Origin of the sequence: Crinalium epipsammum PCC 9333 (assembly GCF_000317495.1) — a bacterium.
GTDB lineage: Bacteria > Cyanobacteriota > Cyanobacteriia > Cyanobacteriales > PCC-9333 > Crinalium > Crinalium epipsammum.
The window spans coordinates 4262893-4279528 of the sequence record NC_019753.1 but is presented as its reverse complement, the minus strand read 5'-3'; the positions used below and the strand labels follow the sequence as shown (position 1 = coordinate 4279528).

At 40.5% G+C, this 16636-nt stretch carries 14 protein-coding genes; 6 read left to right on the top strand and 8 right to left on the bottom strand.

Features of this window, described 5'->3' with window-relative positions:
- Positions 1-320: 320 nt before the first annotated feature.
- On the bottom strand, positions 321-854 hold the full coding sequence (locus CRI9333_RS18570; protein WP_015204710.1) for an RNA recognition motif domain-containing protein: 534 nt from the start codon (positions 852-854) through the stop codon (positions 321-323).
- Positions 855-1276: 422 nt separating this feature from the next.
- On the opposite strand from CRI9333_RS18570, the gene CRI9333_RS18565 reads away from it, so the two are divergent.
- Entirely contained in the window at positions 1277-2233 is a 957-nt protein-coding gene (locus CRI9333_RS18565) for an MDR/zinc-dependent alcohol dehydrogenase-like family protein (protein ID WP_015204709.1), read from the top strand.
- 15 nt (positions 2234-2248) lie between these two features.
- Here the strand turns inward: CRI9333_RS18565 and CRI9333_RS27880 are convergent, their stop codons facing one another.
- The gene (locus CRI9333_RS27880) at positions 2249-2398 is read right to left on the bottom strand and encodes a hypothetical protein (protein ID WP_232229352.1); all 150 of its coding nucleotides are present in this window, start codon (positions 2396-2398) and stop codon (positions 2249-2251) included.
- A 328-nt stretch (positions 2399-2726) separates the two neighbouring features.
- Between CRI9333_RS27880 and CRI9333_RS27420 the strand changes: the two genes are divergently transcribed.
- Together CRI9333_RS27420 and CRI9333_RS18560 are read left to right on the top strand one after the other, a co-directional pair.
- Positions 2727-2936 (top strand): hypothetical protein, encoded by a 210-nt coding sequence (locus CRI9333_RS27420; protein WP_198013583.1) that lies wholly within the window; start codon positions 2727-2729, stop codon positions 2934-2936.
- Positions 2890-3201: a hypothetical protein gene (locus tag CRI9333_RS18560; RefSeq protein ID WP_015204707.1), complete on the top strand. Its 312-nt coding sequence runs from the start codon at positions 2890-2892 to the stop codon at positions 3199-3201. The genes CRI9333_RS27420 and CRI9333_RS18560 overlap by 47 nt, the downstream gene beginning before the upstream one ends.
- On the opposite strand, the gene CRI9333_RS18555 is transcribed toward CRI9333_RS18560, so the two are convergent.
- Positions 3198-3725: a single-stranded DNA-binding protein gene (locus tag CRI9333_RS18555; RefSeq protein WP_015204706.1), complete on the bottom strand. Its 528-nt coding sequence runs from the start codon at positions 3723-3725 to the stop codon at positions 3198-3200. The two genes, CRI9333_RS18560 and CRI9333_RS18555, sit on opposite strands and share 4 nt — an antisense overlap.
- Positions 3726-4136: 411 nt before the next feature.
- Positions 4137-6662, bottom strand: coding sequence for a mannose-1-phosphate guanyltransferase (locus tag CRI9333_RS18550; protein ID WP_015204705.1), 2526 nt, complete (start codon positions 6660-6662; stop codon positions 4137-4139).
- Positions 6663-7208: 546 nt separating this feature from the next.
- Between CRI9333_RS18550 and CRI9333_RS18545 the strand changes: the two genes are divergently transcribed.
- Together CRI9333_RS18545 and CRI9333_RS18540 are read left to right on the top strand one after the other, a co-directional pair.
- Positions 7209-7400, top strand: coding sequence for a hypothetical protein (locus CRI9333_RS18545; RefSeq protein WP_015204704.1), 192 nt, complete (start codon positions 7209-7211; stop codon positions 7398-7400).
- 29 nt (positions 7401-7429) lie between these two features.
- The gene (locus CRI9333_RS18540; protein ID WP_015204703.1) at positions 7430-8317 is read left to right on the top strand and encodes a cobalt-precorrin-6A reductase; all 888 of its coding nucleotides are present in this window, start codon (positions 7430-7432) and stop codon (positions 8315-8317) included.
- A gap of 191 nt (positions 8318-8508) precedes the next feature.
- On the opposite strand, the gene CRI9333_RS18535 is transcribed toward CRI9333_RS18540, so the two are convergent.
- The 3 genes from CRI9333_RS18535 to pheT all read right to left on the bottom strand — a co-directional run bounded on the left by CRI9333_RS18535 (position 8509) and on the right by pheT (position 12783).
- Positions 8509-8778, bottom strand: coding sequence for a YciI family protein (locus CRI9333_RS18535; protein ID WP_015204702.1), 270 nt, complete (start codon positions 8776-8778; stop codon positions 8509-8511).
- A gap of 322 nt (positions 8779-9100) precedes the next feature.
- The gene (locus tag CRI9333_RS18530; protein WP_015201778.1) at positions 9101-10201 is read right to left on the bottom strand and encodes an ISAs1 family transposase; all 1101 of its coding nucleotides are present in this window, start codon (positions 10199-10201) and stop codon (positions 9101-9103) included.
- Positions 10202-10335: 134 nt separating this feature from the next.
- On the bottom strand, positions 10336-12783 hold the full coding sequence (gene pheT, locus CRI9333_RS18525) for a phenylalanine--tRNA ligase subunit beta (protein ID WP_015204701.1): 2448 nt from the start codon (positions 12781-12783) through the stop codon (positions 10336-10338).
- A 771-nt stretch (positions 12784-13554) separates the two neighbouring features.
- Here pheT and CRI9333_RS18520 point away from each other — a divergent pair.
- Complete coding sequence (locus CRI9333_RS18520; RefSeq protein ID WP_015204700.1) at positions 13555-15249, top strand: serine/threonine-protein kinase; 1695 nt, start codon at positions 13555-13557, stop codon at positions 15247-15249.
- 45 nt (positions 15250-15294) lie between these two features.
- On the opposite strand, the gene CRI9333_RS18515 is transcribed toward CRI9333_RS18520, so the two are convergent.
- The gene (locus CRI9333_RS18515) at positions 15295-16551 is read right to left on the bottom strand and encodes a molybdopterin molybdotransferase MoeA (protein WP_015204699.1); all 1257 of its coding nucleotides are present in this window, start codon (positions 16549-16551) and stop codon (positions 15295-15297) included.
- Between the last annotated feature and the right edge of the window lie 85 nt (positions 16552-16636).

Below are 16636 nucleotides of genomic sequence, written 5' to 3'. Positions count from 1 at the left end.
TCTGTTAAGATGCAAACCCCAATCATCGGCATTAGACTTCTTGCTTCTCAATCAATTATTCCATCTGTGTGCATCTGTGTTTATCCGTGGTTAATTAACCAAACTTTGACTAAGGAACCACGATGTCTTATAAATACGCGATCGCAATAAAAAAGCTGGCTAACTTAGTGCCAGCTTAACCCAGATTGGGGTTTCATTATCTGAATTTATCCAAGAAATGGAGCGTTCCCCACCACCAATAGTCAGTGGATTTCCTGCAAGCAATCAAACATATACTTGTGCTTCGCTCTTACAAACCCAAGTTGATTTTCAGAGTGCCATTAAGAATTGCTAGATTGAGTTGCCAACATTTCTTTCAACTTAGCTAATTCACCAGCCCAACGTGGATCAGGTTGAAACTCATCTGAACTGCCGCTATATGATGTACTTGCAGTTGTAGGAGAGCGCCGAGACTTCTTATTATTACGACGCGCAGAACTACTACCACCACCACCACCAGAACTACGCTCAGGATTACGAGTCGGAGGAGGAGTGTTGCTGCTGGGAGTGCTGGTACTGGTATCTTCAGTACCTGGAGCAAACTCCTCATCTCCTTTACCCTTAGACCTTGGTAATGCTTTTTCTATTTTAAGAGCAGCATCTTGAAACATATAGCCATTGAACTGCTCAATAATTTGATCGGCTTGTTCATCTGTATTTACAGTTACAAAGCCAAAACCACGACATTTACCAGTTTTACGGTCTTTAATTACTTTGGTAGAAACAAAATCACCTGCTTCTGCAAAGATGGCTTGCAGATCTTGACGCTCTACATCTTCTTTTGGCAGATTACCCACATAAAGACGAATAGACATGAAAAATACCTCCAGACTTGGATTCAAACAAACTTGCTTGCAGGCAGCAAAAAGATATTACCTAAAGAAAGACTATATTGACGCAAGTTGCTCCACCTCGTCAATTTTCGTACTTCTCTAGCTAATATCAAAAACATCACTCTGTGCAGTAGAACCAGATTAATCTCTATCCTGCGTTGAATGCTTGGCTTTTGATTTCCAGATGTATTGTTTATGACAGCAGAAATTTTACGCAAGCTTTTTATTCTAATCTTATTTTCGCAGGATGTTTACGCCATACTTAAAGGTATCATGCCATTTGCCTTGCAGCTACTTCGATGGGCAGATTTTACCTTTAAGCTATATAAGGTTCGAGTTATATCTTAACTTCCTTAACAGTCAATAAAATAATTTTATCCTATTCAAATCCCATAAAACTCACTATGAAAGCGATCTGGCTAGAAAATCAGCAACTACAGCTACGCACAGATGCCCCCATTCCCGAACCTCAGCCAGGGGAGGCACTGGTGCGTGTAGTTTGTGCTGGCATCTGTAACACGGATTTAGAACTACTGAAAGGCTACTATCCTTATACGGGGATTTTGGGTCACGAATTTGTAGGTATTGTAGAACAAGGATCAGAAGAACTCATTGGTCAGCGCGTTGTCGGAGAAATTAATGCTGCCTGTGGAGAGTGCCGTTTTTGTGTAACTGGGCAGCCTACTCACTGCGAAAACCGTTCTGTTTTAGGAATAGTTAACCGCAATGGAGCTTTTGCTGAGTATCTTACCTTGCCAATTAAGAATTTACATTTAGTACCGGAGTCTATAACAACAGAAAAAGCAACTTTCACAGAACCCCTAGCAGCCGCGTTGGAAATTCAGCAACAGGTGCAAGTACGCCCAGATGACCGAGTTCTTGTAGTTGGTGATGGCAAATTAGGGCAACTGGTAGCGCAAACACTGGCGCTTACTGGGTGCGATCTTTTAGTCGTGGGGCGACATCAAGAGAAACTAGCTAACCTAGCCAAGCGTGGTATTAAAACTAATTTTGTTGAGGCGGTAACAGAGCGAGCTTATGACTTATCAGTAGAGTGTACAGGTAATCCCGAAGGTTTCGCGATCGCACTACGCGCCCTCCGTCCTCGCGGTACCCTCGTCCTCAAAAGCACCTACTCAGGACAACTGACTTTTGATGCCTCATCTCTAGTAGTAGACGAAATTACCCTGATAGGTTCACGCTGCGGTTCCTTTCCCCCAGCACTTAATTTACTAGCTACAGGACAAGTTGACGTGGAACCGCTCATCCAGGCACGCTACCCATTGGGTGAAGGGCTTGCAGCCTTCGATCATGCCCAGAAGCGAGGCGTATTAAAAGTTTTGCTAGAAATGCCTACCTAATATTAATCTGACTGACTATTCGGAAAGATGATAATAATTTTTAATTTCCCGATAGTCAGGACAGTCAATAGCATCCTCAGAATTGGCAATATGAGGCTGCACTGTACATTTAAGATGATAATCATTTGTGAAATATTGGCAGCCAGTACAGGGAATTTCGTGCATTTTTTTTGCCCTGCTTAAGCCATGTTTCATACTCAGCCAAAGACTCCTCAATGCCAAAATTATTATTATCCAGGCACTAACGAAACATATATGCACCATAAAAGGCTGGATGGCTTGCACTACGGGATATAGAAGTTGAAACACTGTTCATCCCTTAATCATAATAAAGTGAGGAAATATGTTGATAAATTAAGCTTTTATGAATTTCTTCAGGGGGTTTTGTAAATAAAAAACACCTAAAAGATTGTAAATATTGCCCAGGATATGTCACTCTTAACTATAACTATACTTAATTTAAATTTTCTTATCAAGAATTATATATATTAAAATGTTCAATTTTAAAATTGAAGCGAGTTTGAGCTATTACGACTTAGCTTTTGGTAAGGATGCACTGGCTCAGACGAGCAAGCTAGTTTTAAGTAGTGTCAAGGCGAACTCGTGTTTAGCCCAGCATCATTTAAACGCCATAGCAGTTTTACTGGATGCACTCCATGTATACACCTTCATCTACCGACGATCGCTCTGGCTTTCCTGCTGAACTCATCCGTTATAGTTCACAGGTTGAAAGTCAAAAAGCGCAAGTGCGATCGCGCGACAATGCTGCCAAAACCAAAAGCTATGACTTAGGGTATGCCGCGATCCTCATGCCTCTAAATGAGCGAGATACCAAGGCATTACTCGCTCTATTTGAACGAGAAGATATTGATCAGATTGAAGCTGAGATCGACCGCAATTTACTTTGGTTAGCTCCTGCACCGTGTTGGGAAGATAACCCCTTTGACTTTTTAAGTGAATATCTTTAAAACGGGATATCATCCAAATCTTGACCTGCTTCCGGCTTTTTAGGAGTTACAGCCTTGAGAGGTCTAGTTTCTGTCGCCAAAGAAGCTGTTTCCGGTTCATACATCCCATGATCAGCTTTTTGATTACTGACATTCCCTGTGGTTGTTGGTCTTAAGGAAACAACATTGTTAGTATTGCTGGTTGCAGTAGATTCTGATGCTGATGCTGCTTCATAGCTATTGTTCGTTAACGAACAAATTTTAGAAACTACTAACTCGGCGCGTTTCTCTTTAAAACCTTCTGGGCGCTCAATGGTATTCATCTGTAAGCGACCCTCGATCACGATGCGATCGCCTAAGTGATACTGTTCTTGAATTTCTTGGGCGATATTCCCCCAGCCTACAACCTTTAACGTAGTTGGTGGATCTTCAGTCCGCATCCCTGGAAACTGCACTAACATTTCAGCAATTGCAGTTTGGTTGTCTGGAGTATAGCGCAGTTCTGGATCTTTAATAATTTCTGCCATTAAAACGCAGCTATTCATTAAATAATGCTCCTAGTAGATTAGAATGTAATTCCTAAGTCATTAGTACTATTGTACTATTGTTTGTAGTTAATTGCAAAGCGAAAACTATGTTTTGTATTAACTGTTGACTGGTTAATAATTATAGTCAACAGTCAACAACCTTAAACAATCAATGTAATTTAACTCTGTAACAGTTTAACCAAATGTTGTCAGATCATGTTTATTGAATTAGCCGTAATAAAAAGCGATTGACTTGTAGGGGCTGGTTAAACCAAGATATTTATCAGCAGCAAATTTTATCTGGCAACCCGCCCCTACGCATATTATGGTTAACCTTTCCGAACTTGATATCAGCATTTGTAGTGTGTTTATAGAAATATTCCTTAAATCATGCAACAAATGTATTGACATTTTTCACAAAAATGAGTACTAATTCAAAAAGTCCATACCTTTATCAAGTTCCACAAATTCTTGAACACGAGTGCGGTACTCTCTTAAAGTTTCATCAACCCAATCTTTGTTATTACTGTTAGCGTAAATAGTTACTAAAGGTTCACTAGCATCAGGTAAAATTAACACCCAGCTATCATTTTGATAATTGCAAATTTTCACCCCATCTACCAATTCCAAATTCTCGGCTGGGTTAGTTTCTACAAGATGCCGCATTAATGCTCCCTTCACAGTCCAAGGACAACGCACCGGATAATTTTTGTGGTAAACACGGGGTAGCTCAGAACGGATAGCACCAAGCGATCGCTCTTGCAAACTTAGCATCTCCATTAGTTTAGCAATACAGAACATCGCATCAAACCCTGGATGCAGTTGTGGGAAAATAAAGCCCATCTCACCACTACCACCTAAAACCACATTAGGATTAGTGTGACACGCCTCCATTAACGCTGTAGGATTCGCCTTAGTCCGAATTACCCTACCATCATGGCGACGGGCAATTTGTTCCACAGCACTAGAAGCATGGACAGGCACTACTACAGTACCTCTAGGGTTCGCTGTCAAAATTATTTGAATCATCAAAGCTGTCAACATTTCACCCCGAATAGGCAACCCTGACTCATCCACTAGAATCATTTGCTCCCCATGTGCTGACACTTGCACGCCAAAATTAGCCTTCAGCGCCTCAACCACATGACCTAACTGATTTAGTAATGCCTCCCGTTCAGGAACAGCTAACGCGCTTTGATTCAAACTAGCATTCAGTACCACCGCATCGCAGCCAAATTTAGCTAACAGTAGAGGTAACACCGCACCAGAAACAGCATAAACATAATCAATTACCACCTTTGCACCACTGTTGCGAATTGCTGGTACATTGAGATGTTTTTCAAAGGCAGTACTATAAATCTCAATTCCTTGGTTGAGGTAAGTAACGTTACCAATTTCATGAATTTGCGCTCGTCGAAAATCTTCTTTAAAATAAGCTCCTTCAATTTTTTTCTCTTGAGATTTTGAGATATTAATCCCCTTGGGATCAAAAATCTCAATCAATATATAATCTGCTCTGTCAGGATGTACCCGTACATGAATTCCGCCAGTCACCGAAAGCGTAGGCACAACTGTACGGGCGACAGGAATAGCAGTTGCTTCTAAATTCTGAACATTAATTCCTACCGACATTAAACCAGCAATTAAAGACCGAGAAACCATCCGCGAAATACTGCGCTGGTCGCGAGATACAGTTACAGAAGAACCTTGCTTTAAAGTTGAGCCATAAGCTGCTCCTAACTTGACAGCAAATTCTGGAGTTATATCAATATTGGCTAACCCTTGGACACCTCGTTGACCAAATAAATTACGGTGAGCCGTCTGACCCCAAATTAAGTTAATGTTCAAGGTAGCACCAGATTCTACCTCTTTACTGGGCCAAACACGCACATTAGGGCTAACTTGAGCTTCTTCACCAATAGTAGATAAAGAACCTACTACCGCACCTTCTAACACATGGGCGCGACGGCCTACACGGGTACCACGAGCAATTACACAAGCACGTAAATGTGCTTCTTCACCAATACTTGCTCCATTCCAAATGATTGGACGCTTGAGGTCAGCATCAGCCCCAATGGTGACATTATCACCAATTACTGTTCCCGCCTCAATCTGCACCCGTGAACCAATGCGACAATTACGACCAATGATTACTGGCGCTTGAATTTTAGCTGTTGAGTCAATATAAGTATTTTGCCCTACCCAAATTCCAGGTGATTGTTGCTCCGAGGTAAATTCTAGTTTTACCTTTCTTTGTAAAGCATCATATTGAGCATCACGGTAAGCATCTAAATGACCAACATCACACCAATAACCATCAGCAATGTAGCCATACATTGGTTCGTCTTTTTCCAACAGTAATGGAAACAAATATGCAGAAAAGTCACTTTCAACGTTAGATGGCAGATAGTCCAATACTTCTGGTTCTAAAATGTATGTGCCAGTGTTGACTGTATCAGAAAAAATTTCACTTGTAGAAGGCTTTTCTAAAAATCTGCTGATGCGATGGTTTTCATCTGTAATTACTACACCAAATTCAATCGGATTTGGTACGCGGGTTAAAATTAAGGTAGCTTTTGATTGCTTTTGTTTATGAAATCGAATGGCGGCGCTTAAATCAAAATCGGTGATACTGTCACCACTAATTACTAAAAAAGTTTCATCTAGTAACTCGGCAATATTTTTAACACAACCAGCCGTACCTAATGGTTGGTCTTCCTCAACGGCGTATGTGATTTGAACACCATAGTCACTGCCATCTTGGAAATAGTCCCGCATGACATCAGGTAGATAGTGCAATGTGGCAATGATCTCCGTAATCTGATGTCTTCTGAGTAAGTTAATAATATGTTCAGCAATCGGCTGGTTGAGAATGGGTACCATTGGTTTAGGAAGTTCGCACGTTAGGGGTCTAAGTCGTGTTCCCGAACCACCAGCCATCAGAACTGCTCGCATAATCTCTCCTTAATTATTTGCAATGTTGACAGCGTTGTGATCAATGCTTCATTTGGCATAGTTCTGTCATTAAGTTTCCTATGAGGAGCAAATTTACGGTATCCGTCATTAGATGCGCTTGTAGAGGTTGTTTAGATAGGCTTGTGCTGGGAATTTAATACTAGGCTGTATAGACATATATAATTTTGCAAGCCAGAGGTGTGGGTGTTGCTCAGAGTGAGGGATAACGGATAGTTAAGCATTTAGTCGGAAAAAATACCGTTACCAGTAAATTATAGTTAAGAATATTTAAGGAAGAAAGCTATTGTTTATTTATTGTGGTATTAAAAGTTAACTTCGATTAAAATATAACTGAATAAGGGCTACTATAGAATATGTTGTTTTTAGCTGGACTTAAGCTGCTAGATTAGCCTATATTTAAAGTATAAGTGTATAAAGTTAATCTAAACTGGATGCAAGTTAGCTTTTAAATTAGTAATTAGCCTTGACACGAAATTTATAGCGACTGGCGTGTAATTAAACAAGTTAAATAAATGAGGTTAAGCGATGGGGCCATTAGTTGTTTTTGCCTTGCTTGGGGGTTATGGTTTCGGTGCATGGAAATTCTGGAATGGATTTGATCGCACTTCTTTTAACAAAGGTTTAGGAAATCGGGTGGCAATGTCTACGCTGTGGCCATTTTTGATGTATAACAAGTCTTATCGTAAGAACTTTCAAAAAGCTCTTAAGGGTGATTGAAGCAGTTTACTAATGATCTAGGGTGTGAGATGACCCTAAAAAATGCTGGCGATTCCCCTAACCCTTTACTCCTAGCCCCTTCGGGGCGGCTCCGCCAACGGAGTCGCTTTGCGAACGGGGTGGCTCCGCCAACGGGGACACTTCGTGAACGCATTTGGTTGATTGGTGGTACTAAAGAAAGTAGGGAAATCGCGATCGCACTTTCCCAAACTAATTTACCTTGTACAATTACTGTCACTACCGAACCTGCGCGATCGCTTTATCCTTCAGCATCAAATCTACGAGTATTAGTAACTCGTTTAGATATCAATCAACTAGAAAAATTTTTAACTGATGAGAAGATAGGCGCAATTTTAGATGCTTCTCATCCTTACGCTGTGGAAATTTCTACTGGTGCGATCGCATCTGCAAATCAGCTACAAATTCCCTACTTGCGGTATGAACGTTTATCTGTAGATACTGCAAAAAATTCTTCCCAAATAATTCAACTAGATAGTTTTAATACACTTATAAATAAAGACTATCTTCAGGGACAAAGGGCATTACTAATATTAGGTTACAGACCCTTACCTTTATTTCATAATTGGCAAGATAAAGCAACCTTATTTGCCAGAATCTTACCTTCTGTGACGGCAATGGAAGCAGCAATAGCAGCAGGATTTACACCAGATCGCATAATTGCCTTACGTCCTCCTGTTTCAGCTAATTTAGAAAAGGCATTGTGGGAACAGTGGCAAATTTCTCTAGTTGTTACCAAAGCTTCTGGAACTCCTGGGGGAGAAGATATTAAGCGCACCATTGCTGCTGAGTTAGGTATTCCTTTAATAGTCATTAATCGCCCAAAAGTTGACTATCCTCAACAAACCAGTGATTTATCAGCAGCACTAGAATTTTGTCACCAATATCTTAACAATTAACAGTAAACAGTAGACTTATTGCATAAGTAAGATTTTGGAAAATTAACCACAGATAAACACAGATAAACACAGATGTACTCGCAGTCAGCCTGTGGATAAAAAGATGATTTATGCGTAAGTCCTATAGAGATTAGCCTGCGTAGGCAGGCTTAGTTTGTATAGCCGCAGGCTTCAGCCTGACGGCACTATTTCTACAACGCTTGAATCCACTCAAGCACATCGTATTCTGTCCAGACACCGTTTTGCCAGTAGGGGTCAGCTTCTACCAATTGCCTCACAGTAGCTTCATCCGGTGCTTCGTAAATAGCAAAAACTTTAGTTAAATCTTTAGTAGGACCAATGGTAATTAAAGTTCCAGCTTCTTTTTGCTTGGCAAGTCCATCAAGATGTGCTTGGCGGTAAGGCGCACGTTTTTCTAAAACATCCGCGCAGTAGCTTCCCCACATTACATATTTAGTCATTGTTTGATCAATTATCAATTAACAATTATCAATTATCAGATAAGTAGCTCCACATTAAAAAAGATAAAACCTAAAAACTCCCCCTCCCTGTGAACGCAGGGCTGTTTCATTTTCCAGAATTATATTTCCAACATTGACTCTAAATCTTTTTTATTTATCAAATTAAAATTTAGCACTAATGTTTAATATAACTTTAATTAATTATTCCTTGATAGATTAACTCTATACACAGCATAAATTTTCCGATGCTTTATCCCATCAGGCTTGAAGCTCCTCTTAAGTTATTTTTTTAACGAAAACTACTGCTGATAATTTTCAAATTTTAAGTCAATTCTTCCGTCATAATGAGCAGTTTGTTCCAGTGATTACCTAACCACCTTTTTCCCTCGGTTATAGAGATGAAACCCAAGCCGCGAAAAAGATTCAAAACTATTGTTTTTAAAATGGAAAAATTAGTAGCTGCTTGAATTTGATGAATTTTCATTTTATCTTCATTTAAAATTACGTCTTTGACCCAGTGAACTTGATTTTCTATTCGCCAATGCCCTCTAATTCTTTGGTTAAACGTTTCCGCATCTGCGCTCATGCTACTGATGTAATAAACTGTTTCTTGATATGGTGAGCTTCCTCTCCATCCCCAGCGTTCTACTTTAATCAAGCTTTGAATATGTGACCAGTTTTTCAATTTAATAATATTATTAAAAACTGTTACTTCTCGAGTTACTTGTCGTCCATGACTTTGTTCTTTAGTGATACATCGGCTGGATGGCTCAATCATATTTGTTAAAGTTTTTACTTGCTCATACAATTTATTTTGGTTTTTCTTTAAAGCAATTAAATAATTATTTTGACTTTTGATAATTGCTCTAGTTGTAGTTTGATTACAATGCAGCGCATCGGCGCTTATTACTTTTCCTTTAAAACCGCAATTCCTTACTATATCTTGAACTTCGGCAATTTCTGACTTACTTTTATTCTCGATTTTACTCAGGGCTATCACTAATCCTGTTAGTTGACTAAATACAGAAACTATTACCCCAAAATTTTGCGATTTATCTGCATAGTTTGTTACTGTGCTTCTCAAACTTTTTCCATCAATTGCCAACCAGTCTGTTTCATCTATTTGCGGATAGTTTTCTTTAGCCCACTGATTAAAAACTTCGCTGAGATTTTGCCAGTCCATGCCCATCATTACCCTTCTTATAGTTGCACAAGATGGTAATCTTTCCGTAAATATTTCCAAGTTATTAATCAGATTCCTTTGCTCATATTTTACAAAATGCCCAATTTCTCTATAGCCCTGATACCCTGACATCATCCCTAAAACTACTACTAATAATACTATCCATAAGGGATGTCTTTTTCCTTGACTTTTACGAAAATCCTTGACTTTCTTCAAGTGTTCTATTAGACTAACAAGCATGATTTTATTAAAAAAAAAGAGCGATCACTGTGATTTTATCAGGTAGCGATCGCTCTTTCTTTAAGAATTTGCCTTGGAAAATGAAACAGCCCTGCCTGTGAACGGGGAGGGGGCTGGGGGGTGGGGTTTTACACCTAACTTCTGAGGTTAACTCGGAATTTTTCTACTAACTCATCGCGGACTTTTTGATGTACTGGTTCCACATCCTCATCTGTAAGAGTGCGATCGCCTACCCGATAAATTAACCGCAGCGCCAAACTTCTTTGCCCATCTGGGACGTTTTCGCCCCTGTATTCATCAAACAATTCCACACCATCTAATAACTTACCACCAGCTTTTTTAATCACTCGTTCAATTTCAGCAACAGTTACCTCGACAGGAGCAAAAAATGCAATGTCTCGGTCAGCAGCCGGATATGTGGAATAAACTTTAAACGGTGGGGTAAGATGTTCTTCTTCAGCTAAGTAGTTCAATAACACATCCATATCCAAATCAAAGGCATAAACCGCATCCGGTAAACCTTTTTCTTGACGTAATTGAGGATGCAATTGTCCAAAAGTACCTAAACGTTCACCTTGTATCCACAAAGATGCTGTCCGCCCTGGATGTAAACGGCGATCGCGCCTATCAGGTTGATACTCTACAGGCACACTTAGACGCTGAAATACACTTTCAAGCACACCCTTGGCTTCAAACCAAGTCATCGCTTGTTCACGTCCTCCTCTGATCCACTTTCCTTGGGTAGGATCACCGCCTAAAATTCCAGCTAAAGAATCTGCTTCAGCTAAACCTTCTTCGTCACTCCAGAAAACCCGACCGATTTCAAAGGCGTTTAAAGCACCATTTCCTTGTTCTAAATTGTACTGGAAAGAATTAATTAAACCAGCTATTAACTCAGAACGTAAAAGTGAATATTCAGTGAACATCGGATTAGCGATCCTCACCTGTGTATCATCTTCAGACTTCGCTACCGCATAAGAGTAGTGCATCACTTCTGTTAGTCCTGCTGCCCGAAATGCTTCGCGCAATTGCCGCACTAACTGCTGATCTAAAGATAGATATCCGGCTTCTGTTTTACTAGGTAGAGTATCGCAGAATTTGCCATAGCCGTAGAGACGAGCAACTTCTTCTATTAAATCAATTTCCCGTTCTAAGTCCCGATAACGGTATGGTGGTACTGTCACCATCCAAACCTGTTCTCGATCAGTAGGTTGGAGAGTACATCCAAGGGCAGTTAAAATCCGCTCAACATCTTCAGGCTGGATTTCCCCTAGTTGATCATCTCCTAAATCTACTGCCCCTAAAACTTGGTTAACTCGTTCTAGGCGTAATTCGATTGAGCGACTCCAGTTAGCTTTATCGGGTCGAAAGTCAGCAAATTCTTGGGCTACAACTGTCCCATTTGCTAACTCAGTAATCAGTGCGATCGCACGATTACAAGCTATTTCTAATTCTGCCTGATTTACTCCCCGTTCATAACGAGTAGAAGCTTCTGTCCGTAAACCTTGACTTCTAGCAGATCTGCGAATTGCTACCGGATCGAAAATTGCCGCTTCTAAAATTAAATTCTCAGTACCATCATAAACTTCCGTTTCTTCACCACCCATCACACCTGCAAGAGCAACAGCTTTGTCATTTGCAGTGATGATTAAATTTTGTGATTGCAGGTTGCGCGTTTGACTATCTAGTGTTTTGAAGGATTCGTCACTATTGGCAAAGCGAACACCAATAGCAAGGTTGTCTCCACCAGCAACAGATTGTAAGCGATCGCGATCGAAAGCATGAAGCGGCTGACCCCATTCCAATAAGATGTAGTTAGTGATATCTACAACATTATTAATTGGTCGGACACCAGCAGCTTGTATACGACGCTGCAACCAATCAGGTGAAGCAGCAATTTTAACATTAGCGATCGCAGTACCAATATAAGCTGGACTTGCTTTTGGCTCAGAAATCTTTAACGGTAAATTACCTTCAGATGGAATTACGGCTTCTGCTACCTGCGGCAGTTTTAAAGCAGCACCAGTAAGTGCCGATACTTCCCGCGCCACTCCCACCATACTCAAAGCATCAGCGCGATTGGCAGTGGAACTTAGATCTAGAATTACATCATCCAAATCTAATAAAGGACGTACATCTGCACCTATCTGCAAATTATCTCCCTCAAAGATATGAATCCCTGCTGACTCCTTCATCAAACCGATTTCGGCTAAAGAGCAGATCATCCCTTCTGAGCGTACACCCCTGAGCTTAGTCGGTTTAATCTTTAAATCAATCACAGGTAAATAAGTACCCACAGTTGCCACAGGCACATAAATATCCGCCCGCACATTAGCAGCACCACAGACAATATTTAAATAACCACTAGGATTCCCAATATCGACTTCACATAAGCTTAACTTATCAGCATTTGGGTGTTGTTGCCGAGTAATCACCTTTCCAACAACCACACCCTCCGCCCAAGTACGGCGATCTTCGATATCTTCCACCTCAAACCCAGCTAAAGTCAGCATTTGAGCCAACTCTTCTGGAGCAATATTTACATCAACCAGTTCCCGCAGCCAGTTTAGAGAGATACGCATTTAACCGCTTGCTTTTACCTATTTCAGCCTGATTATTTTACCTTTCTCCAGGCAGACTGCCACAATGGTGTTTCTTCCTATAAACTTTTTTAGCAGACTTTACTCACGTTTTTGATGTTAACTAGCAAATAAATATAGCTCCTGAAAGGTTCATAAAATCTTAAAATAGAATTTACCCCTACTTAATTAAACAAGTGCTGAAATTACTGGCACACAAGAGAAGATTTAATCTATACCCAATTATTGCCATAAATTGTAAAATATAGTCTGTGGCAACCTACTTATGTAGTTCAATTGCTGAATTTTACTTTCTTTAAATTAACACTTTCTGGTAAATTTGGGAGCTAAATATTAAAGTCTTAATAAATTTAACAATTAAATAGTTTATATTGAGGTAAGTGCTATCGTAAGGCTATATGTGAACGTGAAAACTTAGCTGCAATGAACTAGAATAAAATTTAGCTAAGAAAAAAAGTTGTAGGCGTTAGCTATTTTTTTTGCCAAGCCAATATAGGAGTGAGATTTTTGGGATGATATTAGGGAACTATAGATAACGAATAGAGATCGTGTTAAATAATAAAAGTTAATGAATAAGCAAGTAAGATATCCTTGTTTTAAACCAATAAATAAAAACGTAGGCAACCTCATAAGGTAAAAGTATACCTTTAGCCTTAAGTGGATCGGCTTCTGACCTACAGACAGTCATGCCATATCAAGAGCAATTTTGACCAAGTTTGATCGTTGCACAGATGTCTCAATAGTGACGCTCCCATGAGCTATTGCATAAATCCAGACTGCCCTAAGCCAGAAAATCCCAATCATGCCGAAACTTGTCAGGCGTGTGGTTCTAGACTACTATTGCGCGATCGCTATCGAGTTGTAAAAGCACTCGGTCAAGGTGGTTTTGGAGCTACCTTTTTAGCCATTGATCAAGCTTTACCAGGCGAACCCACCAGCGTAATCAAGCAACTGCGACCAACAACAACTTCCCCCCAAGTATTAGAAATGGCAAGGGAGTTGTTTGAAAGAGAAGCTAGAACCCTGGGTAAAATTGGGAACCATCCCCAAGTACCAAGACTACTGGACTATTTTGAAGACTATACCCAGTTTTACCTAGTACAGGAATATGTACCAGGCTGGACGCTACAACAAGAAGTAAAACAAGGCGGTCCCTTTAGTGAAGCTGGAGTCAAGCAATTCCTAGCTGAAATGCTACCCGTGCTGCAATACATTCATAGTCAGCAGGTAATTCACCGAGACCTCAAACCAGCTAACATGATTCGTCGGGAACAAGACCGCAAACTGGTTTTAATTGACTTCGGTGCTGTGAAAAATCAAGTTAGTCAGACAGCAGTATTTAATAGCTCAGATCAAACTGCTTTGACAGCTTACGCTATTGGGACACCTGGTTATGCGCCACCAGAACAGATGGCAATGCGACCAGTTTATGCTAGTGATATCTATGCCCTCGGCGTTACTTCTATTTATTTACTCACAGGGAAATCACCCAAAAACCTAGATTACAACCCCTCCACAGGTGAAATGCTGTGGTACGAAAACCTCGACATCAGCAACCAGTTTGCTGAAGTTCTCAGAAAAATGTTAGAGGTTTCTGTCCGCCACCGTTATCAGTCTGCTGAGGAAGTTCTTAATGCACTAGAGATGGCTCCCTATATGGATAGCCTATCTCAAGGTTTGACGAGTAAACATAATCAATCTAATCAATCTAATCAATCTAATCAACAAAGCAATAGAAGTTATATTCCGCCATCTGGAGATTTAAGCGGATTAAATTCATCCATTAACACATCTGCCTCATCCCAATTAGGAATGGCAATTCGAGCTAGAAAAGCAAAAATGGAGCAAACTGGATCACCAGCATCCCCAGCATCACCAGCATCACCAGCATCCCCAGGAGCAGCAGATTATAAAAATAGAGGTATGGTTGGTAAAGATAGAGGTATGGCTGGTAAAGATTCAACGACACATCCACATAGAAATGTCAGCCAGACAACAGGGATACCTAAACAACCTTCTAAATTAGACGCGCCTAGTGTAATTAGTTCTTATAACAAAGGCAGGCGCGACTTTGGTGAACAAAATCTCAGTAATCTTAATCTGCAAAAAGCTAACTTGTCTGGAGGAAATTTCCATCAAGCTAACTTGACTCAAACAAATTTCCAGGGGGCAAATCTCTCTAATACTGATATGGGACAAACCAGTTTAAGTGGAGCAATGCTTAGAGATGCTAATTTAGTACGCGCTTACCTTAGTTATGCAGATTTGGAAGGAGCAGATTTACGTGGCGCTGATTTAAGTTTTGCATATTTCAACTATGCCAATCTCCGAGGTGCAAATTTGTGTGGGGCAAATCTCACTGGAGCCAAAATAAATGACGAACAAATAGCACAAGCTAAGACAAATTGGGCAACAGTTTTACCGAATGGTAAACGAGGCTTTTGGTAAGGAATGTTAAGTAGCTGGGTGGAAATCAACGTAATATTCAGGCGGTTAATTGTTAATTGCTAAAACCTTGACAGTTTTCCCCGCCGGAAGGAATTTATGCTCTACAGGCAGAACAGCTAAACCAGTAGTTTGAGCTAGGTTAATTAAATTACCTGAACTATGGCTACCTCCTGCAAGCTGAAACTCGTAAACTCCATCTACTAACTGCAACTGTCCCCAAAGATAAGTTTCTCGTTTGCCATCCGAATGCAAATTATCACGCGATCGCGCCATAATAAATACTGGTTTCCACCCTGTTGCTAGTCCAGATAATTTAAGCAGTGCAGGTTGCACAAACCGCCAAAAAGTTACGAGAGATGAAACCGGATTTCCTGGCAATCCGAAATATAACACGGGTTGAGAATTAGCCGACTTATTTCCATGAAATGTGGCGAATGTCAAGGGTTTGCCAGGTTTAATCGCAACAGCGCGGATGTGAATTTCTGCCCCTAACTCTGCCAAAATCTGCTCAACATAATCATAATCTCCGACTGAGACACCGCCAGAGGAAAGTACAACATCTGCTGATAATATAGCTTGAGAAATCGCATCTTTAAGAGCCTGTGGCTGATCGGGTACAATACCTAAACACAAAGGTATGCCACCCATTTGTGTTACTAAAGCAGCTAAAGCATACTGATTTGAGTCTACAATTTGACCTGCTTGTAAAGGTTGCTCAGGTGCTACCAATTCATCGCCAGTAGAAAGAATAGCCACCCGTAGACGGCGATAGACAGGTAACTGGTGACACTGTGCAGCAGCAAGCACAGCAATTTCTGGGGCATTTAAAGGTATACCCGCAGATAATAATTGTGTTCCAGCTTGATAGAAAGCGCCTTGGTGACGTACAAAAGCTTGGGGTTGTGCAGGCGGTGCGAGAATAAAGATGCGATCGCCTTCCCTTCTAGTTTGCTCTTGCATCACCACCGTATCAGCGCCAAGAGGCATAACAGCACCAGTCAAAATTCGCGCCGCTTGCCCTGATTTAATTACAATTTGAGGCTGACAACCTGCGGGAATTTCCTCCACAATTTCTAATACTGCTGGTTGCTGGGCATTAGCAAATTGCACATCCGCAAACTGCACCGCGTACCCATCCATTGCGGAGTTATCCCAGTGAGGAAAATCCAACTGGCTAGATACTGCTGCTGCCAAAATCCGACCAACGGCAGATGATAAATTTACAATCTCATATTCTTGATTTTCATCTAAAGGTTGTACTAACCCTAAGATGATTTCCTCAGCTTCTTTAACAGATAACATTCAGGTTTGGCAAATCTGATTTTAGTTTAGTTTAAACTGTTGTTGCATCAGTCCTAAATTTACTACTAATAAGACTAGCCCATTG

Bases quoted from the DNA above. Each gene is read 5' to 3' on its own strand.
- CRI9333_RS18540 (WP_015204703.1), top strand. From the start codon at position 7,430: ATGACCCTAAAAAATGCTGGCGATTCCCCTAACCCTTTACTCCTAGCC.
- CRI9333_RS18555 (WP_015204706.1), bottom strand. From the start codon at position 3,725: ATGAATAGCTGCGTTTTAATGGCAGAAATTATTAAAGATCCAGAACTG.
- CRI9333_RS18530 (WP_015201778.1), bottom strand. From the start codon at position 10,201: ATGCTTGTTAGTCTAATAGAACACTTGAAGAAAGTCAAGGATTTTCGT.
- CRI9333_RS18545 (WP_015204704.1), top strand. From the start codon at position 7,209: ATGGGGCCATTAGTTGTTTTTGCCTTGCTTGGGGGTTATGGTTTCGGT.
- CRI9333_RS18560 (WP_015204707.1), top strand. From the start codon at position 2,890: ATGTATACACCTTCATCTACCGACGATCGCTCTGGCTTTCCTGCTGAA.
- CRI9333_RS18570 (WP_015204710.1), bottom strand. From the start codon at position 854: ATGTCTATTCGTCTTTATGTGGGTAATCTGCCAAAAGAAGATGTAGAG.
- CRI9333_RS27420 (WP_198013583.1), top strand. From the start codon at position 2,727: ATGTTCAATTTTAAAATTGAAGCGAGTTTGAGCTATTACGACTTAGCT.
- CRI9333_RS27880 (WP_232229352.1), bottom strand. From the start codon at position 2,398: ATGCACGAAATTCCCTGTACTGGCTGCCAATATTTCACAAATGATTAT.
- CRI9333_RS18520 (WP_015204700.1), top strand. From the start codon at position 13,555: ATGAGCTATTGCATAAATCCAGACTGCCCTAAGCCAGAAAATCCCAAT.
- CRI9333_RS18565 (WP_015204709.1), top strand. From the start codon at position 1,277: ATGAAAGCGATCTGGCTAGAAAATCAGCAACTACAGCTACGCACAGAT.
- CRI9333_RS18535 (WP_015204702.1), bottom strand. From the start codon at position 8,778: ATGACTAAATATGTAATGTGGGGAAGCTACTGCGCGGATGTTTTAGAA.
- CRI9333_RS18550 (WP_015204705.1), bottom strand. From the start codon at position 6,662: ATGCGAGCAGTTCTGATGGCTGGTGGTTCGGGAACACGACTTAGACCC.
- pheT (WP_015204701.1), bottom strand. From the start codon at position 12,783: ATGCGTATCTCTCTAAACTGGCTGCGGGAACTGGTTGATGTAAATATT.
- CRI9333_RS18515 (WP_015204699.1), bottom strand. From the start codon at position 16,551: ATGTTATCTGTTAAAGAAGCTGAGGAAATCATCTTAGGGTTAGTACAA.